This is a genomic window from Bernardetia sp. ABR2-2B (assembly GCF_037126435.1).
Taxonomy (GTDB): Bacteria; Bacteroidota; Bacteroidia; order Cytophagales; family Bernardetiaceae; genus Bernardetia.
The window spans coordinates 1,966,586-1,989,804 of the sequence record NZ_CP147020.1 but is presented as its reverse complement, the minus strand read 5'-3'; the positions used below and the strand labels follow the sequence as shown (position 1 = coordinate 1,989,804).

Annotated in this window: 21 protein-coding genes; 10 read left to right on the top strand and 11 right to left on the bottom strand. The window is 31.3% G+C overall.

The features are described from left to right. Nucleotides 1-100: 100 nt before the first annotated feature. The 4 genes from WAF17_RS08325 to WAF17_RS08310 all read right to left on the bottom strand — a co-directional run bounded on the left by WAF17_RS08325 (nt 101) and on the right by WAF17_RS08310 (nt 5,038). Entirely contained in the window at nt 101-874 is a 774-nt protein-coding gene (locus WAF17_RS08325) for a DUF5606 domain-containing protein (RefSeq protein ID WP_338768692.1), read from the bottom strand. Between the two features lie 192 nt (nt 875-1,066). Next, nucleotides 1,067-2,062: a ribosome biogenesis GTP-binding protein YihA/YsxC gene (gene yihA / locus WAF17_RS08320; RefSeq protein WP_338768690.1), complete on the bottom strand. Its 996-nt coding sequence runs from the start codon at nt 2,060-2,062 to the stop codon at nt 1,067-1,069. A gap of 611 nt (nt 2,063-2,673) precedes the next feature. Continuing rightward, nucleotides 2,674-4,473 carry a 7TM diverse intracellular signaling domain-containing protein gene (locus tag WAF17_RS08315; RefSeq protein WP_338768687.1) on the bottom strand — a complete coding sequence of 600 codons (1,800 nt, stop codon included), beginning with the start codon at nt 4,471-4,473 and terminating at the stop codon, nt 2,674-2,676. Between the two features lie 52 nt (nt 4,474-4,525). Beyond that, on the bottom strand, nt 4,526-5,038 hold the full coding sequence (locus tag WAF17_RS08310; RefSeq protein WP_338768684.1) for a hypothetical protein: 513 nt from the start codon (nt 5,036-5,038) through the stop codon (nt 4,526-4,528). Nucleotides 5,039-5,053: 15 nt separating this feature from the next. Here WAF17_RS08310 and WAF17_RS08305 point away from each other — a divergent pair, with 15 nt between their 5' ends. Together WAF17_RS08305 and WAF17_RS08300 are read left to right on the top strand one after the other, a co-directional pair. Continuing rightward, complete coding sequence (locus WAF17_RS08305) at nt 5,054-5,824, top strand: tetratricopeptide repeat protein (protein ID WP_338768681.1); 771 nt, start codon at nt 5,054-5,056, stop codon at nt 5,822-5,824. A gap of 321 nt (nt 5,825-6,145) precedes the next feature. After that, nucleotides 6,146-8,008, top strand: a complete 1,863-nt coding sequence (locus WAF17_RS08300) for a SpoIIE family protein phosphatase (protein ID WP_338768679.1) — start codon at nt 6,146-6,148, stop codon at nt 8,006-8,008. A 17-nt stretch (nt 8,009-8,025) separates the two neighbouring features. On the opposite strand, the gene WAF17_RS08295 is transcribed toward WAF17_RS08300, so the two are convergent. After that, nucleotides 8,026-9,138, bottom strand: coding sequence for a lysylphosphatidylglycerol synthase transmembrane domain-containing protein (locus tag WAF17_RS08295; protein WP_338768677.1), 1,113 nt, complete (start codon nt 9,136-9,138; stop codon nt 8,026-8,028). Between the two features lie 492 nt (nt 9,139-9,630). On the opposite strand from WAF17_RS08295, the gene WAF17_RS08290 reads away from it, so the two are divergent. Then, on the top strand, nt 9,631-10,821 hold the full coding sequence (locus WAF17_RS08290) for a homogentisate 1,2-dioxygenase (RefSeq protein WP_338768674.1): 1,191 nt from the start codon (nt 9,631-9,633) through the stop codon (nt 10,819-10,821). A gap of 113 nt (nt 10,822-10,934) precedes the next feature. Here WAF17_RS08290 and WAF17_RS08285 read toward each other — a convergent pair whose 3' ends face one another. The 3 genes from WAF17_RS08285 to WAF17_RS08275 form a co-directional block, all read right to left on the bottom strand. Next, nucleotides 10,935-11,069 carry a hypothetical protein gene (locus tag WAF17_RS08285; protein WP_338768672.1) on the bottom strand — a complete coding sequence of 45 codons (135 nt, stop codon included), beginning with the start codon at nt 11,067-11,069 and terminating at the stop codon, nt 10,935-10,937. 248 nt (nt 11,070-11,317) lie between these two features. Next, nucleotides 11,318-12,157 (bottom strand): MBL fold metallo-hydrolase, encoded by an 840-nt coding sequence (locus WAF17_RS08280; RefSeq protein ID WP_338768669.1) that lies wholly within the window; start codon nt 12,155-12,157, stop codon nt 11,318-11,320. A 112-nt stretch (nt 12,158-12,269) separates the two neighbouring features. Further along, nucleotides 12,270-12,902, bottom strand: a complete 633-nt coding sequence (locus WAF17_RS08275; protein WP_338768666.1) for a hypothetical protein — start codon at nt 12,900-12,902, stop codon at nt 12,270-12,272. Nucleotides 12,903-13,072: 170 nt separating this feature from the next. On the opposite strand from WAF17_RS08275, the gene WAF17_RS08270 reads away from it, so the two are divergent. The 7 genes from WAF17_RS08270 to WAF17_RS08240 all read left to right on the top strand — a co-directional run bounded on the left by WAF17_RS08270 (nt 13,073) and on the right by WAF17_RS08240 (nt 20,129). After that, the gene (locus WAF17_RS08270) at nt 13,073-13,843 is read left to right on the top strand and encodes an NRDE family protein (RefSeq protein ID WP_338768663.1); all 771 of its coding nucleotides are present in this window, start codon (nt 13,073-13,075) and stop codon (nt 13,841-13,843) included. A 49-nt stretch (nt 13,844-13,892) separates the two neighbouring features. Further along, the gene (locus WAF17_RS08265; protein ID WP_338768660.1) at nt 13,893-14,498 is read left to right on the top strand and encodes a hypothetical protein; all 606 of its coding nucleotides are present in this window, start codon (nt 13,893-13,895) and stop codon (nt 14,496-14,498) included. A gap of 115 nt (nt 14,499-14,613) precedes the next feature. After that, entirely contained in the window at nt 14,614-15,219 is a 606-nt protein-coding gene (locus tag WAF17_RS08260; RefSeq protein WP_338768658.1) for a gliding motility lipoprotein GldD, read from the top strand. A 32-nt stretch (nt 15,220-15,251) separates the two neighbouring features. Continuing rightward, a complete protein-coding gene (locus tag WAF17_RS08255) occupies nt 15,252-16,415 on the top strand; it encodes a helix-turn-helix domain-containing protein (protein ID WP_338768655.1) in 1,164 nt (387 codons plus the stop codon). Nucleotides 16,416-16,519: 104 nt separating this feature from the next. Further along, a complete protein-coding gene (locus WAF17_RS08250; RefSeq protein WP_338768652.1) occupies nt 16,520-17,665 on the top strand; it encodes a serine hydrolase domain-containing protein in 1,146 nt (381 codons plus the stop codon). A 332-nt stretch (nt 17,666-17,997) separates the two neighbouring features. Continuing rightward, the gene (locus WAF17_RS08245; RefSeq protein WP_338768650.1) at nt 17,998-19,650 is read left to right on the top strand and encodes a VWA domain-containing protein; all 1,653 of its coding nucleotides are present in this window, start codon (nt 17,998-18,000) and stop codon (nt 19,648-19,650) included. Nucleotides 19,651-19,682: 32 nt separating this feature from the next. After that, on the top strand, nt 19,683-20,129 hold the full coding sequence (locus tag WAF17_RS08240) for a hypothetical protein (RefSeq protein WP_338768647.1): 447 nt from the start codon (nt 19,683-19,685) through the stop codon (nt 20,127-20,129). Nucleotides 20,130-20,314: 185 nt separating this feature from the next. Here the strand turns inward: WAF17_RS08240 and WAF17_RS08235 are convergent, their stop codons facing one another. The 3 genes from WAF17_RS08235 to WAF17_RS08225 form a co-directional block, all read right to left on the bottom strand. Then, nucleotides 20,315-21,169 (bottom strand): type II CAAX endopeptidase family protein, encoded by an 855-nt coding sequence (locus WAF17_RS08235; RefSeq protein WP_338768645.1) that lies wholly within the window; start codon nt 21,167-21,169, stop codon nt 20,315-20,317. 494 nt (nt 21,170-21,663) lie between these two features. Continuing rightward, nucleotides 21,664-22,311: a hypothetical protein gene (locus tag WAF17_RS08230; protein WP_338768643.1), complete on the bottom strand. Its 648-nt coding sequence runs from the start codon at nt 22,309-22,311 to the stop codon at nt 21,664-21,666. A gap of 137 nt (nt 22,312-22,448) precedes the next feature. Then, nucleotides 22,449-23,156 carry a Cthe_2314 family HEPN domain-containing protein gene (locus WAF17_RS08225; protein ID WP_338768641.1) on the bottom strand — a complete coding sequence of 236 codons (708 nt, stop codon included), beginning with the start codon at nt 23,154-23,156 and terminating at the stop codon, nt 22,449-22,451. Nucleotides 23,157-23,219 lie beyond the last annotated feature (63 nt).

Genomic DNA, 23,219 nt, shown 5'->3' with positions numbered 1-23,219 from the left:
TAGCTCTTTCTTGTTGAAATAGCATTAGAGAATTTTCTTAACAAAAAAAACCTAAATAGATAGTATTCTATTTAGGTTTTTTTTGACAGAAAAACTGTGATTATTTATCTCCTCTTTTACCTTTTACAGCCTTGGTAGCTGCTTTTGTTGTTGGTTTTTGAGTTTTTGCTGAAGGCTTAGTTGTTTTTTTGACTGCTGCTTTCTTTGGTTTTGTATCTTTGTCTTCTTTTTTGGCAGTTGTCTTCTTAGTAGTAGCTTTTTTCGTAGTTGTCTTTTTTGGTTTGTCTTCTGTTGCAGAAGTTTCTGCTTCTACGATAGCATCTAATTTAGCTTCTGCTTTTTTAGTTTTAGCTTTTGTTTTTGGCTTTGTTTCCATTTTAGAAATAGTAACTGGCTCTTCAGGGTTTTCTTCTAGCTTTGCCTGACTTTCCTCTCTTTGGCTCTTTACAGCTTCTTCTTCCTCGTCTTCTTCTTTTTGAGCTGGGTCTATTAGTTCGGGTGCGTGTTCTGCTAAGATACCGTACCACATCACTAATTTCTTGATGTCAGAAGTATAAACACGGTCTTTGTCCCACTCTGGTAAAATATCATTTAAAAGACCTTTCAAAGCATTATTATCAGATGTTTTGATGTCTAATTTGAGTGCATGTTTGTCATATATTTTATGAAACACATCTTGCAAAGGCACAGAACCTTCTTCAGTAGTTGTATAAATAGAAATTTCTTTTAATATAGAAATACGATGACTGGCATCAGCCATAATTTTGGAGCGAACTCCTCCAATAGCTTCAATAATTACTCCGTTGCGAGTAGGTTTAAGAATTTGATACAGTCCGGGTTTGCCCGAAATAACGGCTACTTCTTTAAGTTTCATATATACTATGTAGAGTTTTGTTGATTAGTTTTATAATAGAATTATACTTCAATTTTCGTACAAAAACGAGTTTATTCAGAAAAACATTTTTTGTGAACTAAAATTTTATTCGGATGCTAAAGCCTAGGCTACATTCTTAATTAGAATAAATACAAGAGCGCAAAAATAGTAAAAATAAAATAGAATTTTGGTTTACTTTCTTTTTCCTTTGAAAGAGGTTGGTTTTTGACTTGATTTGTTCTTAGCACCCTTTGATGATTTAGAAGCTGATTTGAATTGTTTGCTTTCTGCTGCCTTCGAATTTCGCTTTACATTTGTTGCAGGTCTTTTTCCTTTATCTTTTGATTTTTCGTTCTTGTTTTCATTAGAAAAAGGAACAGTATATTTAGAGTTCGTTTTTCTAGGTGAAGCATACTTTGAAGGTTTTGGAGCAGCTTTCTCAAATGATTTTTTTTCAAACTCATTGAGTTCACTTTCACTTTCCTCCTTTTTATATGTTTTAGGTTTAGAGTTTGTCTTCTTAACTTGTTTTGCAGGTTGTTCTGGAACTTCCTTTATTACTTTAATAGGTTGAATTTGAGAAAATTTTTCTTCTAAGGCTTTATTATATTTCTCTATATAAGCCAAAATATCCTCTGTTCCTTCATTTTTTACTGCTGAGGTAATAAAATTAGGAGGTAATGCTTCCCAAGCAGATTTCAAAACTGTTTCATAACGATCTAAAGAAGCAACAAGTTTGCTATTATTTAGCTTATCAGATTTTGTAAATATAATCGCAAACGGAATCTGATTCTCTCCTAACCAAGCAAAAAACTCTAAATCAATCGCTTGTGGTTCGTGTCTAATATCCACCAAAACAAAAGTAACCACTAGGTTTTCACGTTCAGAAAGATATTCTGTAATTAAGCCTTCAAAATCTCTGCGTTGAGATTTACTCACTTTTGCCCAACCATATCCAGGTAAATCAACTAAATACCAACTTTCATTTATCAAAAAATGATTGATGAGTTGTGTCTTTCCAGGTGTTGAGGACGTTTTGGCAAGACTCTTACGATTGGTCATTGCATTAATAAGAGAAGATTTTCCGACATTCGAACGCCCAATAAAAGCGTATTCGGGCATATGAGGAGAAGGACAAGTCTTTACAGACGGATTGCTTTCTAAAAATTTGGCAGTATTGACTTGCATAGGTTGAAAACGATTACAAATTAAAAATTACGAATTACATATTAATTATGAATATTCAGAATTTAAAGTAATTTCTTTTACTCAAATTCTTTTATTCAATCAATAAAATACGCAAAATTGTGTAAAAAACAGATAAAAAATAAACACAAAGGTCGTTAATTTTCTAGTCATTGTCAAAAGCGATTAAAATAAGAAAAATAAAAAAACCATCCTTCAATGAAAAATGGTTTTTTGATACGCTACTTTAAATTATTAATTAATTCCTAGCGTTACTACTTTTACAGGGTAAATAACAGCTATATGAAAATTTGAAAAGAACTCTTGTTTTGTTACTAGCATTTTTATCATTACATACTTCAAATCAATATTTTTTGACTCATAAATCAAAAAAAACAGTATAGACAAAGTATAGACAAGACAGAAAAAATAGCTTTTTTGGTGGTTTTTATAATTATATTCATAATTAATTAAACTATTTGAGTGTGTTAGAATGCTCTGATTAAAATTTATAAGAAAAAAATCATTTTTATATGAATGTAAATAAAAAAGCAATTTCATAGACTTGCTATAAAATTGCTTTAAGGTTTTGATGAAAAAGGATGATTAAAAGACTAATTTCCTTGCTTTTCTTTATTGGCTTTCTCCATTTTTTTGTTTAATCTTGACTTAGCTCTATGCACACTTGTAGGGTTAATATTTAGTAAAGTGGCTATTTCTTTTGCTGACATATTGAGATGATAATAAGCTGAAAGACGTATTTCGTTTGGTGTAAGCGTAGGGTATTTTTCTTTTAAATTTCTAAAGAAATTAGGATGAACTTCTTCAAAGTGAATCTTGAATTTATCCCAATCGTTCTCTAAGTATAAATCATTTTTAATTGTAGATTTTATTTCTCTGATTCCTGCTCTATTTTTATCTGTGGTATCTTTAAAAGAAAGGTTTTTTATTTGCCTTTGAAGACTAGCCAACATTTCATTTTTTTGATAAAGATAAAGCATATTTGCCGTAAGCTCTCTCTGATTGACTTCTAGTTTTTGTTGTAAATCTGCATTTTGATTGACTTCTTGTGCCATTTCAGAAATAATATGTTCATTTTCTAATTCAATATAACGATTACGAGCCAACATTTTGTCATTTTCTTTTTCTAGTTGTTCTGCTTTAAGTTGTTTTTCTTTTAGCTCATCTTTTAAAAGATTTATACGAGCAACTAGTGCAATAGCAAAGCCGACTGTCTGTAATATTATAGCTATATGAGGAATTAATTGTAAATTAATTGTAGGTGATTTATACAAAACTAGATAAAAAGCGATACTAAGTATTCCCAATAAAGGAAATGTGTTAGCAAGTAAAAAATAACGAGCTAGTTTGTATCCCTCTTTATATAAAAATATACTTACACCAAAAATCAATAAAATAATTACAGTACATAGTATATTATGAAAAAATGCTAACTGAGTATATAGATAAAATGATTTAGAAAATGAACAAGCAATAAAGAAAATGCTAAACGAACAGAATATATATAAAGTATATTTCATAATAGTATCCCAAAAAACTAAATAAGTCTGAAGTTTTAGATAGTTTCTGGAAAACTGTATATAACCGAAAAAAATCAATAAAAGATTTGCAATATTTATAATGTTTTTGGCTTGATAGAAATACAAATTTCCATCTGGTTGTACCCCTAAACCATAAAAACTAATAGGAATAACAAAATCAATTACATTACTAGATTCTATGATATACAAAACACCTCCCACAATAATAATTAAGTAGTAGAGATAAGTCAAATCTCTAAAAACAGTAAAAATATAAAGGTTATAAATGAAAAATAGACACATGGCAAAACAGACTACTATACAAGAAACTATCACAAACTGCACTTTTTGTTCGAAGTTCTCTTTGGATTTAAAGTAAATATATGTTCTGACGGAGTGTTCTTGTGTGTGTAGTTCTCTTACTTTTACTTTAACATAGAAATAATTTAGTGCTTTGGGTTGTAGATAAATATGAAAGTACGTTTTACGCATTTTAGAGTTAGTTATGGCAATACCCGCTTGATTAGTTTGCCACTCTTTGTCTTCATAATTATAAAAATAGAGTGTATTATTTATTTTAGGTGCTGTAACTAGATAAATTTCTTTTGTGTAAACGGAAGGGTTTTTTATAGTAAACCGAAACCAACAATATTCTTCAGTTTCAAACTTATATCGTTCAGGATTTTTTTGAAACTTAAGTGTAGAATCAGTAAGAATTTGTTCGAATGTATAATTTTTATCAATTAGAATTTCAAAGTTATCTATATCTTCGTGAGGTTTATCCTCCAAAATATGATGATTTTGAGCAACTAAAAAAGATGTTTTTATAAAAAATAAGCTTAGAAGTAGTATATGTTTGAATGTAAAAAGCATTTTTTATAAAAATAAAATTTAAGAACTATAAATAAATCAAAAACATCAAAATCTACTTTATTTCTAACTTAGAAATCTTTGAAATAGGACCTGGGCATTGCTGCTCGTGGCATTGTAAACAGCTTTTGACAAATAAGTTGAAACCTTCTACTTGTACGCTCTGTTTTTCCTTTGCATTTGCATTCTGATATACGTTTTCTAATTTTTGAAGCATTATCTTTGCCATTGCATCAAAAGAGGGACTTTTTGTGTGTTCGTCTGTGGGTTCTGCTTGTAGAATATGCTCAAAATGATGAACATATTTTGGTAGAGAATCTGTGTTTCCATTAGAAATAGCAGTTTTTAGCGTATCGGAATATTCCCACATATCACGCATCAAAACAGCTAGTTCACTACTTGGATTAGGAGAACGAGGGTCATTGATTAAATTTTTGCTTTTCTCTGTCTTAATTACTCCTTTTTCTTTATCAACGGTTGTCTCTTTATTTTTCTTTGATAGACAAGAGAAGCAACACAAAGCAAGAAGTAGCAATACTATTTTATTCATAAAAATTATCTGTTTCATAAAAAATTATTCAAAATGAATATTCAAACTATAAATATAGCTATTCAAGAAGGAAAATATGAAGAAGCTATCCAAATTTGTACAAAAATAATAAATGATTTTGCTCAAAATCCTCAAAAAGAGGAATTAAAATCTATTTCTGAGGGTGAAGTTTTGTTTCGTCGTGGTTATGCTTATTTCAAGTTACAAGAGTTTCAGAAAGCATTAAGGGATTATAACTTATCCATTCATAAAGCTGAAAATCCAAATGCGTATAGTGAGCGTGGTGTGCTTTATTTTACAGTTGGAAAACTATCAGAAGCCTTAGTAAATATGAATATTGCCCTAGAGCTAGAACCAGATAATCCATATCGATATTCTAGTCGTGCTTATATCCGTGCAGCAGCAGGAATGATTGTTTTGGCAATGCAAGATTATAGAAAAGCAGTAGAACTAGACCCAGAAGATGCAATTGCTCATAATAATTTGGGGCTTTTAGAAGAAAAGGTAGGTTATCAACTGAAAGCAAATAAGCGTTTTGAAAAAGCTGATAAGCTACGAGAAGAACAAAGTAAAGAAGATAAAATGTTATCTAAAGAAATAGATGCAGAAATTAGTCAGAGAGAAGAAAGCGAAGCAAAAAGTAAAATAGAAACAAAAAATAGTTCTGCATTAAATCAAGATTCTGAAGAGGAGATAAATCAAAACCCTACGACTTATCAAAGTGCTTTTAAAAAAATATTTTCTTCAAAAGAAGCCTTTACTGAAGCTCTCAAAAAGGCTAGAGATGTTTATTTTAAAAAGTAAGCTATAAAAAAACTCTTTTTTGATTCAAAAGTAATTTTTTTTGCTGTTTTTTGTAGGTAGATAGATACGGATTTTATATATTTGGAAAACCGTCTGTAATCTAATTATCATTTTTAGTTGTTGATATATTTAAACTATTCTTAAATAAATTGACTAGCAATGATTAAAAGTCGAAACCAAGAATTTGTCCATTCTACCTTACATATGCTATCCAAATTACCATATATTCACATAAATAATCTCTCTTTTATTCGTTCGTTATTTGTATTAGTTTTTCTGTTTTGCTTTTCTGCTAGAACAATAGCACAAACAAAAATTATTATGGGGACGACTAATGATACAAAAGGTAATCCTGTGGAGGGTGTTATGGTAATTATGCCTAATATTGGCAAAGGGGCTAGTAATAGCAATGGTGGCTTCACAATAGAATATCCAGCAGCAAAAGGGTTTCCCAAAAAAGTAAATGTTGAGAAAGAAGGATATTCTTTGGTAGATTATGATATGGGAAAAAATGGACTTTCTATTACATTAAGAGAGTTAGGTAAGGTATTGAAGGGACAAGTATTTGCTCAAAAAAATACTCCTTTAGCTGGTGCAGAAGTAACTTGGAAGGGGGTAAATTATGAAAAGACAAAACAAGCTGATGCTGTGGGTAACTTTTATATGGAGATTCCTAATGGCAAAACAGTAACTTCTTCCTCAGAGTTTATAGTCAATGGAAAAAAAGTTGATGGGAAGTTTTTCTCTTATAATAAAAGACTAAATGAAGTAAAAATAGTGCTTTCAGGGGATTTATCTAATCCTGTTTTGAAGCAAGAGAAGAAACCAAAAAAAGAAGAAATAGAAGAAAGTATAAAGGTAGAAGAGGATACAGCAAAAATACAGGAACGTATCAATTTAGAAAAAGTAGTCAATGACCTTGAGATGCAAAAGAGTATGCTTGCTGAACAAGGTTATAAAATTCGTGCAGAAATGGAGCGTATAGCTGAAGAACTAAATGGTAGTAGTGTAACGGCAGCAGAAAAAAGTAGATTGAGGAAAGAATTAGAAGCCTTAGCTAATCAGCTCATAAAAAATGAAACTGCCTTTGAGGAAGCGCAAGTAGAAACTCGTAAGTTGATGGATAAGATTAGAGGGCTTTTATATGAAAAAGACTCTATCACAACAGCTTTTACAGAAAAAATAGAAGAAGTAGAAGCAGAAAAAGAACTAGCTCGTCTTCAAATGATTATTGCTGGTATTGTCGCCTTACTTCTCTTAGTTGTTGCTGGTGGTGCTTATTTTGTCTCTCGTAAAATCAATAGGCAAAATGAAGATTTAGAAAAATCAAACCACGACCTTAATCAAACAAAGGGAGAACTAGAAACTAAAATTGAACAAATAGAAACATTAAATAAAGAAGTAACAACAAAGAATCAAAAAATTACTGATTCAATTCGCTATGCCCAAACTATCCAAGAAGCTATTCTTCCTGCTGAAATAGAATTTGAAAAGGCTTTTGCAGACCATTTTGTGCTTTTTTCTCCTAAAGATATGGTTTCAGGAGATTTTTATTGGATGACAAATCAATATACACTAGAGGGGCAGGTAACTGTTTTGGCAGCCGTCGATTGTACGGGTCATGGCGTTCCGGGGGCATTTATGTCGATGATTGGAAATACTCTTTTGAACGAAATTGTAAATCAAGAAAAAATATTTGATACGGCTCAAATCTTGACACGTTTGCACGAAGGCGTAAAAAAATCATTACAGCAAAATAACATGTCAAATGATGACGGAATGGATGTTTGTATTTGTACAATTCGTTTTAATGCTGATGAAACGGCACACGTACAGTTTACAGGAGCAAAACGTCCACTTTATTATTTCCAAAATTCATCTTTGCAGACCTTAAAAGGAGATGTAAAGTCTATTGGAGGTAGAGATAGGAAAGCAAAACCTTTTACTACACAAGATTTGTATCTGATGAAAGGAGACTGCCTGTATCTCATGACAGATGGTTTTAGTGACCAACAAAATTCTGATAACAAAAAGTTTGGAACTACACGCCTTCTAAAATTTTTAGAAAAAAATGCAACTCTTCCACTTCCTGTTCAAAAACAAGACCTCAACGACGAGCTTCAAACCCATAGCTGGGGAGTAGAACAGCGTGATGATATTACAGTTTTGGGTGTGAAGATTTAACTTTATGGAAGTCTTAATTAGCTCTTTTTTTCATTATTCCTTCTGTTTTTATTTACTCTAATCAACCAACGAGGTAAAATCAACGCTCCAACAAAAAGGTAAGGATAATAATAGAATAGCCTCCATAAAATACCCACAGCAGCACAAAATTCGCTTCTCAAATACTCCACATAAAACAGACAAAATACAGCTTCTGCTGTTCCACTGCTTCCAGGGGTTGGAGAAAGAAGCATTACAATCCACATAGCTATCTGACGAGCAAAAACAAAAAGGTGGTCTATTGCTTCAAGAGGTGTGAAAGCTGAAATCAAGCAGTTGAGCATCAAATAACGAGCTATCCAAATGAAAAAAGTCAAGAAAATAGCTTTTATCCATAATGAAATACCACTTCCACGCAATGTTTTGGCTGCAATTATCATTTCGTTGCCCGTATTTATTGCACCTTCTCTGAATCTTCTAAGAAGTTTGATAGACGTTATTTTTACTAAAAGCCACTTGAAGCCACGAGGATTTATTAGTAAGCCATAAACGAAAAAAGAAGCATAGATAACTGTAAGACCATAACTCACATAAAAAGCTCCTTTCAACCCTTGCTTTTGTACAAATTCATTAAACATACCTGCCGAAATAGCAGGAAAAACCATAAAATCAAATGAATTGGAAACAAAAATAGCTAAGGGAGAAAAAACAATAAAAAAGAAGTTATCCAGCAGAGCAGTCATCATTACGTATGCCATTGACTTTCCAAAAGATAATCCTTCTCTATTCAGAATAAAAATGGCAACGGCTGTTCCCCCCACCACAGAAGGCGTAACAGCAGAAGCAAACTCCCATAGTAAGATAATATAAATACTAGATTTCCAAGAAAGCTCATCATCACTAATCATTCGAATGCGATAAATATAACCTGCATCTCTAGCCAAAAGCATAATCAAAGCACCCAAAAACCAATACCAGTTTGACTTTCCTAAAGCTTCTAAAAAAATAGGAATATCAACTTTCTCCAAGAAAAAATAAATAGCAACACCCAAACCAATCAGAACAGGAATATAAATTTTATTTGTGTTGAGCGTCTTGAAAACTTCCTTTTCATTAGGAGCTTTAGCAGTTATTTTTTTAGGATTGTTCAAGTGTGGGTTAGGTTTTGAATGTTAAGATAGAAGAGGTTTTCTCACTTAATGCTGTTTCTTCTAAAAGAAAGTATTCTTTTCAAAAAATAAAACTATCATTATCTAATAATGAAACAGACTATACTACTAGACAAAAACTATTGACTCTTTATTTTCATGTAGGTCAGTCTTGTAGAACAGACCGTTTGTAGCCAATAGGTTTAGTTTTCAATAGATGGTCAGCCTTTTAGGAATGACCTATTTAGTAAAAATGTCTAATAGTATTGAAATAGACACAAAGATAACATAAAAAAGACCTTGCTAATAAAGATTTTGCACTAAATTTATGTAAATTTCCATTTTGATAATAAGCTATACTTTTATAACTTAAAGCAGTTAGAAGTCAAAATAGTAATCATCTTTACCCATAAACTAAAACAACCTTATAGAGTTCTATTTTTATAAAAAAAAATAAAATCAATCACACAATCAACCATAAAATAGCATAAATCAATGAGTTATTACCAAAAAATGGGTCATATTCCACCCAAAAGACACACACAGTTCCGACAAGAAGACGGTAGTTTGTATCATGAGCAGCTTGTCAGTTCTCGTGGATTTGATGGTATTTATACAATTCTTTATCATATCAATCCTCCAACGCAAATAAAAAAAATGCTTGAGCCGATTTCTATAAAAACGGAATTGCTTACTGACTATCCACTTCAACCGATGCACCTCAAAACATCTCTTTCTGAAAGAACAGGAGGCGATTTTTTAGAAGCTCGTGTTCCTTTACTTGCCAATAACGAGTGTGTTTTGTCTATCTGTAATCCAAGTAAAAATACGATGGATTACTTCTATAAAAATGGAGAACACGATGAGGTAATTTATATGCACGATGGAAATGGATATTTATATTGTCCACAAGGAAAGTTAAGAGTAAAAAAAGGTGATTATGTCGTCATTCCAAGAACGACAGTTTATAAAATGGAATTTGACGAAAATGAGGTAGATGAAAATGGAAATAAAGTAGAAGTCAGAATGATGATTACTGAATCTCGTGCGCCTATTGAAACAGTTAATCGTTATCGCAACAGAATGGGACAGCTTTTAGAACATTCTCCGTATTGTGAGCGAGATATTCATCCTCCACAAGAGTTAGTAACAGAAAAAGAATCGAAAGAAACACTCATCAAAACAAAAAAAGGAAATTTTTTACATCAACATGTTTATGATTTTTCTCCTTTAGATGTTGTGGGTTGGGACGGTTGTTTGTATCCTTATACGCTTTCTATTTATGATTTTGAGCCAATTACTGGGCGTATTCATCAGCCACCACCAGTGCATCAAACCTTTCAATCAGAAGGTGGTTTTGTGATTTGTTCATTTGTACCTCGTCTTTTTGATTATCATCCAGACTCTATTCCTGCGCCTTATAATCACTCAAATATTGATTCGGACGAAGTTCTGTTTTATGCAGAAGGAGATTTTATGAGCAGAAAAGGAATTGATAGAGGTTCTTTTACTATCCACCCAGGAGGAATCGTTCACGGTCCTCACCCTGGAACTTATGAGGCAAGTATTGGTAAAAAAGCGACACACGAATATGCTGTTATGGTAGATACGTTCCGTCCTCTTTATCTGACAAAACAAGCATTGGATTATGTAGATACAAACTATGCGTATAGTTGGTTAGAATAAAAAGCAAAATGCTATTTTTTTAGTGTCTTAGCAGATAACAACAACATTTTAAAAATGTAAAAAGGTCAATTCAAACCATCGATAATGATAGTTCGAATTGACCTTTTTATAAATTACAGAATTACTTGTTTTTCTCTCTTGCTTTTTTTCTTTTTAGAAACTTTATAACGAGAAATAAACTCTAGCCCTTTAAAGAAACTAAATAGCATTGTAAAACCAATAATAAAGAAGAGTAAATATATGAGCATTGAAATAAATAATTAATGTTTTTTTAGAAGTTGTATTATATCTATTTCAAGTATGCCAAAATTAAATCCAAACCTTTTTTTAGAATTGGATTGTTTGTAAGTTGTTGGTTTTTAGGTGCTTATGGTATTTGTTTTTTATTCCATCTATTTTATTTTTTCAAAATGAAAACTTTTTTTGTCAAAAAAATAAAATTTATACGAATTATTTCAAAAAAGGTTTCAAATAAATGATAGTACAGAATCTTTTTTTATACAAAATCACTTAGCTTTCCAATGTCTTTTGGCATAATTCCTCGCTCTGTTTTTTGTAGCGTACAGCATTGATTTACTGGGTCGTGTTCGAAAAATAAAATATAATCGTTCTCAAGAGCTTCATTTAATAGGTCTTCTTTTTCTGAAAGTGTTTTTAGAGGTTGCATATCATACGCCATGATGTAAGGCAAACGCACATGATGAACTGATGGAATAAGGTCAGCACAAAAAACAATCGTTCTGTCCTTATATTTTATTTGAGGTAGCATTTGCTTTTCGGTGTGTCCATCCACAAAGCGCAAATCAAAAGGCAAAGAATCTGTTTTTTGATTGCTAGAAAGAAGTTTTAATTGTCCACTTTCTTTTATAGGAAGAATGTTTTCCTTCAAAAAAGAAGCTTTTTCTCGTGGGTTTGGGTCGGTAGCCCAGTTCCAATGTTCTGCATTTGACCAATAGGTTGCTTTATCAAAAACAGGAATTAGTTTGTCTTTTTGTCTTTTTATTGCTCCTCCACAATGGTCAAAATGCAAATGGGTAAGAAAAACGTCTGTAATATCAGAAGTAGAAAATCCTTTTTGTTTCAATGATTTTTCTAATGTATCTTCTCCATGTAAATGAAAATGACCCGTAAATTTTTCGTCTTGCTTGTCTCCTATTCCTGTGTCAATAAGAATTAATTTATTTCCATCTTCTATCAAAAGACAGCGCATCGCCCACGTACACATATTAGCCGAATCAGCAGGATTGAGTTTTTGCCACATTACCTTTGGCACAACGCCAAACATTGCACCACCATCTAATTTGAAAAGACCTGTATCTATTGTATGTAAAATCATTATTTGTATGTGTTTTTATTGTTGGAGTGATGTCAAAAAGGAATAAAAAAATCCTATGACAGCACAAAGACTTAAAATAGGAATTTTGTTTTTTATAAAAAAATGTAACTGATCATTTGCTCATCTTCGTATATTCTTTAGTCTCTTCAATTAAGTTATCGTATTTATCAATAATATTTTCCAAAGTTTTGATAGTTGGCTGTTCATTTACTTGATAATTTTTCATCATAGATTCAGTAATAAATAATTTCATTAGTATCAACTGGTCATTTAGCTGAATATCTTTCCTTTGAATTTCCTTAATTTTCGGCTCATAACCAGCCATTTTATTTTTATAATTGACTTCTATAGCTTTAAAAGTTTCAAGAGTAGCTTCTCTAAGAACAGAATCTTGAATTTGGTTGATATGATTTCTAGCATTCATCCAATATTTTTCATTTGTATTTGAAAACTTTGAATACTCAGCCAAACTATCCCTCTTTGTTTGATACATTTGATTTATTTCATCATTGAGCTGTTTTAGTTTTAGGTTTTTTTCAAGAGCCTCATTATATAGTTCTACAACTATATCAGAATCATATCTTTTAGAAATAGACCTAACTTCATAATTATCTTTATCTTCAAGAACTTGTGGAGTTTCATTCAAAACTATGTCAGAGTTTGCTTGATTTTGGTTCTCTTTGTTTTCATCACAACTAGCTAAAATTAAGGTCATTATCAATAAAGCAAAAAAGGATATTTTCATAAGTGGTTTGGGTTTAAGCAAGTAGATTTATATTTCTATACAAATAGAACATTTATTTATTTTAGATAAGCCGTTTTTGGTATTTTTGCAGTAGTAATACTAATAACCATAAACAATTTATACGTAATTTTGTGTTTTATAGTTTTTATCAAAATATTTTATTTCAATATATGTGTACGCTTACTTTTGTTCCTTTAGAAAACAATAATTTTATTCTCACTTCTAGCCGAGACGAACAAAAAACTCGCAAAAACTCTGAATTACCTTCTTTTACGAAACTAAATAATAAAAAAATTCTTCGCCCTGTTGATGGAGATGCAGGAGGTTCTTGGATTGGAATAACTGAAAAAGGACGTACGCTTTGCCTTTTGAATGGAGCTTTTAAAAAGCATATCAGAAATACTCCTTACAGAAAAAGCAGAGGAATTATCTTGATGGAACTCTTAGCTATGGACTCTGAAAATGAGATTGAAAACTATAACTTTGATAAAATAGAATCATTTACACTTATTTGGATAGAGAAAAAAAGTAACGCTATTTTGCTCACAGAATATCGTTGGGTAGAAGAAGAAAATAAATTATACAAAAAGAATATAGATACGAAATACGCCTATATTTGGTCTTCAGCAACGCTTTATACTTCCGAAATAGCAGAAAAACGAGAAGAGTGGTTCGAAGAATGGACAGAATTTTACTTGAAAAAAGGACAAAAAACAGATTCTATTTCTCAAGTTTTGTGGCATTTTCATGTAAAAGGGGGAGAGAAACAAAATGCTATTCCTAGAGAACAAATTTTGATGCAAGACCCACACGGAGGAACAGTCAGTCTGACACAAATTATTTCTTATTTTAACTCAAAGGCTACAAAAAATAAGCTCACAATGAAGCACTATAATCTAAATACACTAAAAAGTAGTTTTGATGAAATGCCAATAAAATAAAATGCTTAAATTGTTGTAATTCTGATTTTTTACACAATCAATTTTATCTATGAAAATTATATTTTTTGGGTTTCTATTTACGTTATTGACTCTCAATTTTATTTTTGCTCAAACAGCAACTGAAGCAGAAACGATGTACCCAACGTATAAAAATAGAGTTTCTATAAATCTTTTGGGGCTTACCTCTGCCAATTTGGTAACTAGCTACGAACGAGCTTTCAAACAACAAGCTATTTGGATAGGCTTTAACTATCATTTAAATGGGTTTTTGAAAGAAGAAGACCGACAGATGACTTCTATCGCAGCAGAATATCGTTATTATCTTTTCTCCAAAACAACTCATAAATTTAGTGATGGTTTATTTCTTGGGCTGTATTCTAAGTATCGTAGGGGAGAAGAAACAAAACAAATTTTACCTTCTCAAAATATAGATTATTCTCATAGATATAATGCTATTTTTGCAGGACTTAATTTAGGATATAGATATAATTACAAACGTCTTGCTCTTTCTACTTTTGCAGGATATGGACTGCCTCTTTATTTATCTGAAACAAATAATTCCACAATTTCAGGCTCTTCAGGAGAGACAATTGAATTGAATGAGGGGTTCAAAAATGATTTACGTTTAGGTATTACTCTCGGAATTGCTTTTTAATTTTAGCTTATTTTATAAATTGAATGGGAAATAATTTATACCAAAAATATTTTTTTCTAGTTATATAGATTCAAACACAATCCTGTAACTATTTAGAGAACCTCAACATAGCAAAATGAAAATAACTATTCCTTTCCTATTTGTCATTATTTTATCAATGAGTTTGTTTTGTTCTTCTTGTCAGAGTGAAGAAGATAGTTTTATTCCAAAGCCGTATGGTTATTTTAGAATCGAACTGCCAGAAAAAAGTTATACAAAACTAGAAGGCGATTTCCCATATTCTTTTGAGCATTCTAAATATGCCAAAGTTGTAAAAAATACAAGTCAAAATGCAGAAGATTATTGGATTACTCTAAAATACGAACCGACAAGTGTAGCCGAAATTCATATTACCTACAAGGAGATAAAAAATGAACCCAAACTTTTTATGGAATATGTAAATGACGCTCACAAAATTACTTTTAATGAAATAAATACGGCTCGTTCGTCTGCCATTGACCAAGTAATTGATTCAAAAAAAGGAAATGGAATTGTTTATACAATTTCAGAAGGTGAAGTTCCGACAGTTTTTAATTATTGGGTTTCTGATTCTTCTACGCACTTTTTGAGAGCTGCTATGTATGTTCCGACTTCTAGCCAAAATGATTCTCTTGCTCCTATTTTGAAATATACAAAAGATGATATGATGCACATGTTGGAGACTTTTGAGTGGCATAATTAAATTATTGAATATCTAAATTAATCAGATAGTTTGTGATAGAATTAACCCTACTAAATATTGCCATTTTTCAAGGGATTGTTATTAGTTTTATTCTTCTAAATTCTCCATTTTTTAAGAGTAAAACCAATCAGTATTTAGCATTTGCAATACTTTCACTTTCTTGGTCTCTACTTAATTTAGTAATGGATATTACAGAACTCTTCTCTGAATATCCACTACTCAAATTTATAGATATAGTAGATTCAGCAGTATTGTTTCCAGTGTTAATATTATTATTTGTTATTCATCAAGTCCGTTATCCACAAAAAAACTCCAAAAAAATACTTTGGCTATTTTTGCCTTTTATACTCTCTGTCTTTTACAGCATCTTAGATGAAATAGATACAAGTACACAAGCAAATCTTAATTCATCTTTTTTTAGTCTTTTTAGTACTGTTCTAGGCTTTCTTCTTTTTTTGATAACACTCTTTTTTATCCCTATTGTTTTATTGAAAACATATCAGTTTATTCAACTCTCAAAAGATAAACAAGAAAAAAAGTGGCTAACTTATCTATGGCTTTTTGAATTCATATTTCTAACATCATGGTTATTGACAGTAGTATTAAGTATGTTCATTGAGTATGAAATTACTAGCCTAATGCATATTATAGCTGTATTTACTTCACTACTTATTCACTGGGTAGCCTATGCAGGTGTTTATAAACTCAAACTAGCTAATGAAAAAAAGAAAATTAAAGAGTTAATATCAAATTCTAGTAAGCTAGAAGAAGTAAAAACTGTTTCATATGATTTAGGTTTATCTAAAAAAATAGAAAAAACTAATGAAACTACAATAAAAACCTCTATAACGTCTTCCGAAAATATACACTATCAAACATTAGAAGCTCTTTGTTCTAATCAAAAAATTTATATGGATAGTACATTAGATAGAAATAAAGTAGCCGATATGTTAGGTATTAGTCCAAGCTATGTCTCTCAACTCATTAACTCCATAACAAATGAAAACTTCTCTACCTATATCAATACGTTTCGTGTAGAAGAAGCTAAAAAATTAATTTCAAACAAAGAGTTTGATAACTACAGTCTGTTATCTATTGGATTAGAATGTGGTTTCCCTTCCAAAGCAACTTACTACAACTGGTTCAAAAAAATAACAGGAATGACTCCAAATATGTACCGAAAAACACATAAATAAGTCCTAATTTGTTCACTTTAGAGATATTGAGACTATCTTTTATTCGCCCTAATATAGATTTGTTGGTGTAAACTTTTATTTATTTACCTTAAACCTTCAAAATAATGAACAAGCCATCACAACAACAAAAAACAATCAGAAAGAGATTAATAAGTAATTTCAAACTAGTGTTACTACCACTACTAATTGGTATAACTTGTATAAGTTGCACAAAAAATGATGTGCTACCAAGTATGTTAGGTAGTGATATTTCAAATAAGAAATATGTTGAAATATTAGAAAATAACTTATCAACATTGCCAAATAATGCTCAAGTAGCTATTGCTTTAGTTCATAATGGAAATACAGACTATTTGGGAGTAACAAATCAAAATAATGAACTTATAAAAACAGACAATGCAGATAAAATATTTGAAATTGGTTCTATAACAAAAGTGTTTACAAGTATTTGTCTTGCAGAAATGGTAACTTCAAATGAAGTTTCATTAACAGAAACGTTGCAAAGTCAATTTGATTTTCCATTGCGAACGGGTGGTGACATTACTTTTAAACAGTTGGCAAATCATACTTCTGGACTTCCTGTTATCCCTACAAACTCTAATGAAATACAAAATCTCAACTTAGAAGACCCATATGCAGTGTACAGTTATGATAACTTGAAAAGTTATTTGCAAAATCACATTATTTTGAATGCAACAAGTGGAACTAAGTATGAGTATTCTAACTTAGGAGCAGGTATTTTAGGATATTCTCTAGCTAAGAAAAGAAATTCTACTTTTGAAGAATTGTTACAAAGTACAATATTTCAGCCATTAAGAATGGAAAACACAACTACCTTGATAGAACAAGTAGATGCTACAAAATTGGTTGAACCACGAGATATAAATGGTCAAGTTGTTTCTCATTGGAATTTTGCAGAAACCTTATCAGGTGGTGGTTCTATAAAATCATCTGTAATAGATATGGCAAAATTTATTCAAAAAAACTTTGAAAATGATGTAGTCTATAATCTTCCACAAGTCAAGACTTTCAAAACTGAAGATAACTTTCATATAGGATTAGGTTGGTATATTTATCAAGATGATGAATTTACAATATATACTCATGATGGAGGAACTGGAGGATTTTCATCTATGTTAATGCTTGATAAGAACAAAAAAATAGGTGTAATTGTGTTATCTAATGTGGAAGATTTTCAGAATAGTATATCTCCACTATGCAATGATTTTATTTTAGAAATAAATAATTAAAATTGCCTATTAAAATTAAAAGTAGCTCTTGACCTTAGTTAGGAGCTGTTTTTTTGTTATTAAATATTCTCGTTAATATCTAACAATTTGGTATCCTAAAATGTATTACAGTAGTTAACGTGAACTCGGGATTATACCTACTGATTGTCAAATAGTTAGCCTGTTATTTTTAATCTTCGGTGCTGCCCTTTCGGGCTGACCTTGATTAAAAGTAGGTCAGTCTCGTTAGAGCAGACCGAAAGTAGCTTTCCTTGTAGATAGAGAGATATTTCAGACTGTTTTTAATACCGAGTTCACGTTAGTTACATTATTAATAACTGACAAGAAAAAAAATGTCCTTCGAAGAATTAGAAACTACCTTTAGCCGTTTTATAGATTTTGGAAAAGTATTAGACAAGCCAACACGAAAGTTTTTGGTGTTTTATCTCTATTCTATTTTGAAAGGAGATGGTAACAAAAATGATTTAGGAATTGAGAATGAAGAGTTTCAAGCCTCTTATTTTTCTTATCTCAGAAAGACATTAGATCGTATTTTTGAAAACCAGACAATTATCAAACTTGCCAAAGAAAACGAATCTCTAACAAGTCAGATTATAAACGATACGATAAAATGGATAAGAGATACTGATAAAAAAATAAATGCAAAAAATCCATTTCAAGAAGAACAAGACAAATTTGATGCGTGGTCGCACAAACCAACGCATTTGTATTTGACAGATTGGGATAATCTTATCAATTATCTTTCTGTCCGTTATGATAGAGAAGAGTTAGATACAGATTTTTATACTCAAAAATTCAAAGAGCTAATTCCAAAAAGTAAAGAATTTGTCTTGTCAAAAGACTACGACCCACAAGCAGAAAAAAAACTCCCTTTAGATATTCTGATTGCTGACCTTTTGGCTCAATGGGATGCTTTGCTGACTGCAAAATGGCTAGAATTTCAAGCGCAATATTTAGAAGAAGCAAGTGAAGATTTTTCTCAAAAACTCTATCAAAAAGCTGATGATTTGGAAAAACTAGGCAAACTGATTTCTCCTTTTGCTATGGAAGTGGGACGTTATTGGGATTTGTCTCAAGCTCTTTGGAAAAAAACAGGCTTCGAAGCACTAGAAAAATATGCCGACCTTTTAGAAAACGAAACAGCTATTCAAGAACTTGTTGATTTGCTAGGAAAAATGCGTGAAGCACAGATAGAAACCGAAGAAGAAGAGTATAAAGAAGTTGTCGTTTATCAATCAAAAGTAAAAGACCCACATTTGCGTTCTGAAATAAATGGAACACGAATGAGTAATGACCTAAATACTGTTTTGCCTTCCGAAATTGCCTTTTTAGGAAATCCAGAAACAGAGTGGATGTTTTTGAAAAAATATGCTGATAGTCAGCTCTTGTCTTTTCAGTATGAGGGAACAAAGACAGTTTTTAATTCGGAAGAAGAAACATTTTCGCATCAACATCAAAAAAAGAAAGAAAAAGGAGCATTTGTAGTTTGTATCGATACGAGTGGTTCGATGCAAGGAACACCTTCACAGATTGCTAAAACTTTATGTTTTGCTATTATGAAAATGGCTGCTAAGGAAAGCCGTAAAGCCTATTTAATTTCTTTTTCGGTAGGAATAAAGAAAATTCGCTTAGATGATATTGCCGAATCTTTAGACAGAATTGTAGATTTTCTTTCTATGTCTTTTGACGGAGGAACAGATGCAACACCTGCCCTTTCAGAAACGCTAACACTTTTGAAAGAAAATGACTTTAAAGATGCTGATGTTTTGATGGTTTCAGATTTTGTAATGTATTCTTTGAGAGAAGATTTTATAAAGCGAATGGAAACCGAACGCCAAAAAGATACTCGTTTTCATAGTTTGGCGATTGCTAAAGATGCCAATGCCGAAATTTTAGAAGTCTTTGACCATAACTGGGTTTATAATCCAAAAGAAGAAAATGTAATTCAACGCATTTGGAAAGATTTACAGACGTTGGAGGATTGATAAAAAATTGAATTTTCTCTCTACATTCATTTATGAAAAAAATAATTTACACTTTATTATCAGTTGCCATATTTGCAGCTATTTATCTCACAGCTTCTCATTTTGAAGTAACAGAAGAAAAAAGATTAGCAGCTCATAGAATAGGAATAGAAAAGCTTAGTCCGTTAGAACAGCAAATTGTGGGTAGGTGGTGGTCTTCTATTTCTGGTTTTGGAAGTAACCGAATTTATAGAAACTATATGCTTTTCTCGGCAGACAAAACATATTGGAGAAGAAGAAGCGAACTCAAAAAATCATACGCTGGAAAATACGGCTCTTGGGAAGTGAACACAGAAGATTCTATTCTGACAATAAAATATGGTAAAAAGCTAAAAGATAGAGACTTTAAAATACATGCCATAGATTCTATCTCTATTAGAATAGAAGAAATAAAAGAAAAAAAATACGACTACATGGCAAGATGGATAAGAGTAAAGTAAGTGAGCTTATCACTACCCTTAGTGATATTTTAGAGTAGCAATATCAACGACAGCGAAACTTAATAATCTTTTTTCTCTCAATTTTGAATACAAAAATCATGGCAAAATGCCGAATACATATAACTCACTCGTTAAAAACGAGCAAGAGCTATTTTATTCTTGCGAGGCAGAGCAGGGTTTTTTATTTACAATTTTTCTTTAATTGCTTTTCTCCAAAAGTAAATTCCAAAAATGCAAGTCACGATTGCAAACATAATTCCGTTCTCACCAAGCCAATGTTCCATTCCTTCATTTTTAATGGTTAATTCAGGTAATATTTTTTGAATATATACATTGCTTACTGCGTGAAAAATTACTGCTGGCCATAGGCTTTTAGATTTAAAAGCGTAGTAGGTCATAATGAAGGACATAGAAATGATTACGATGAAGAATGTTATAAATTCTAATAGCATATTATTACTATAGTAAACAAGTAGTGGCCAATGCCAAGCAGCCCAAATAATTCCACTAAAAATGGAAACACCAGTAAAAGAAAGAACTTTTCTTAATTCATAAATGAAAAAACCTCTCCATCCAATTTCTTCCCCTAAAGTTGTTGCTGCTGCTCTTATGACTTCAATAGTTCCTAATAAGATAATAGCTATGATTGTAATTGATGTAGGATTTAAAGTTCCTATTCCAATCAAACCAAGTTCTTTTCCCCAATCTGTAATTGCTTCTTCATTTGTTAAACTTCCAAAACCAAAAAACCAAATGAGTATATAAGTGATTAAGCCATATAAAGCAGGAATAAAATAAGAAAGGCGAATATATTTCCAATTTCCCCAATTCCAATTTAGAGATGAAACCTTACGACCTTTTATTTTTAAGGTAATAAATGCGGCAATTGCAGGACACCACATTATAGCTCCAACATATATTCGTGATGGATACAAATTAACTATGGCATAATGAAAAGGTGAAGTAAGAAGAATAACGATTGCAAGAAATAGAAAGATTGTTTTCCAAGTTTCTTTTCGTTCCGATAAATTTTCTAGCATTTGAACTTCTGATTGGTTTGTTAATGGAAGACGAAGAGTCCGTAGTCTTGTTACATTGAGCCTAACGTTTACATAAACTCAATATTACAAATATAATATAAATCTAATTATTGTTTTTTTCTATTGTTGGTCATCGTAACGGCAAACCGAAACTAAAGACAAAGGCAACGGCTTTTTATTAATGCTTTTGACTTTTTGAAGACCAACGAGAACGCAGAAATATTGATACTCTAGTGCAAGATTCTATCTTGTACTTGCTTTTTCGTCAGCATATGCTGACAAAATAATAGACACAAGGAGAACCTTGCGCCAGATGGGGCTTAAAGATAAAAAATTATCGCATAGCCTGGGTTGTGTGGCGTAACGAAGTGGAGCGACACCACACAGGCGATTAGCCTACGCACGTTGCTATGTCATAACGGAGCGAAGCGAAGTTATGACATAGCAACGGTCCGGCTAAACGGCGTAGCCAGCTTTTGCTAGCTATGAACGTTTTAGCCTTTGTTGTGTCCAGTTTTCCTCTTTTTTATTTCTCTTATTATTTTTCCATTTATGTTCTGGTGGATAACGTTGAATCCAAAATCCCTTCCTTTTTGTTCGAATAGATTAATCATCTTGAATCGGTTGTCTAAATCTGATACTATTATCCTCGTATTTTTATTTCTTTCAAATACTGTCATCGCAAAGTGATTTGTTTCTACTGAATTTTCTTTCTCTCGTATCGTAACTCTGCGAATATTTTTAAATGGGATTTTATTGGAATTACCTATTTTCTTCTTAATTGTTAATGCTTCTGAGTCAATCTGGAAATTTTCATTTAGTAAATAGGTATAACTTATCATAAAAATCAAAAAAACAGTCATCAGAATTGTTAGAAGTATTTTGGTTATTTCACTTCCATTTGAATCCAGAATGAATACTATCAAAGTGACAATCGAAACCATTGTCAAGATTTCTCCGATTTTCTTTCCTTTTTGATATTTGAATATTTCTGGTTCGTTTTTCATTTTTTCTAATTGGACACAACGTTTATATAAATGTAATACTCGCCTTTGTTGGTCTTTAACTTCGGCTTGCCGTTGTGATGACCAACAAAAAGACTTCCACAAATCTACTAACTTATCACTAAAAGCATTGCTCATTGAAAGTGAAAAAACAACTATTTTACCTTAGCTTTATGCGTATTTCTGTTGTTGATCATCGTAACGGCAAGCCGAAAGTAAAGACAAAGGCAACAGCTTTGAATTTGAAGAATTTCACTCATGTTGAGATATATAAATTATTTTTTTTCTATAAAAGGTGTCAAAGATTCAAATAGTTCAATAACTGCTTTTTCGAGTTTTCTTGTAATTTCATTTAGTTCTACTTTTTTGTCTTTCACATAGTTATCGATTTCAAGCTTCATCAAAATTTGCATCTTATTGTCATTTTTGAACTCGTGTCTTACTAAGTAAAATGCTCTAATATCAAAAAGGTTTTCTTCACCAAGAGTTTGTCCATCATAAGTCTCTGAGTGAGCAATCTGATTCCTAGTTTTACGATAACTATTTATAATTTTTTCTATTTTTTTCAAATTCGTAGCAACAGGAGTAGTTTTTATTTTAGAGTTTTGTATTATGGTTGATTGTTTACATTCTCTTTCTGGTAAACCTATATCAAACACCAAATTCGTTAATCTTAATACTCTATCGAATGTAGATGTCAGTCTTAAATAAAAGTTTTCAACCATAAAGACGATATAATCATACCTAGTCATAATTGATTTTTTCCTTTGTTTATAACCTGACAGTAATTCAGTAGAAAAATATACTTGGTCAAGGCATTCCGTTATATTATTAGCACTTAATGCTATATCTATCAAATATTTTTCTTTCTGAGAAATTGGTGGTCGTTTTTCAAGTTTTTTTGCCTTGTCTAAATAAGACTTTAACTCTCCAAATGCTAAAATAAGCATACTGTTATCTTCATGTTTTTCGATTATCCTCATTTTGTCAAGATTAATTATCTCTCAATTTTAATTGCAATAACAGCCAACTATAATAAACAGTTC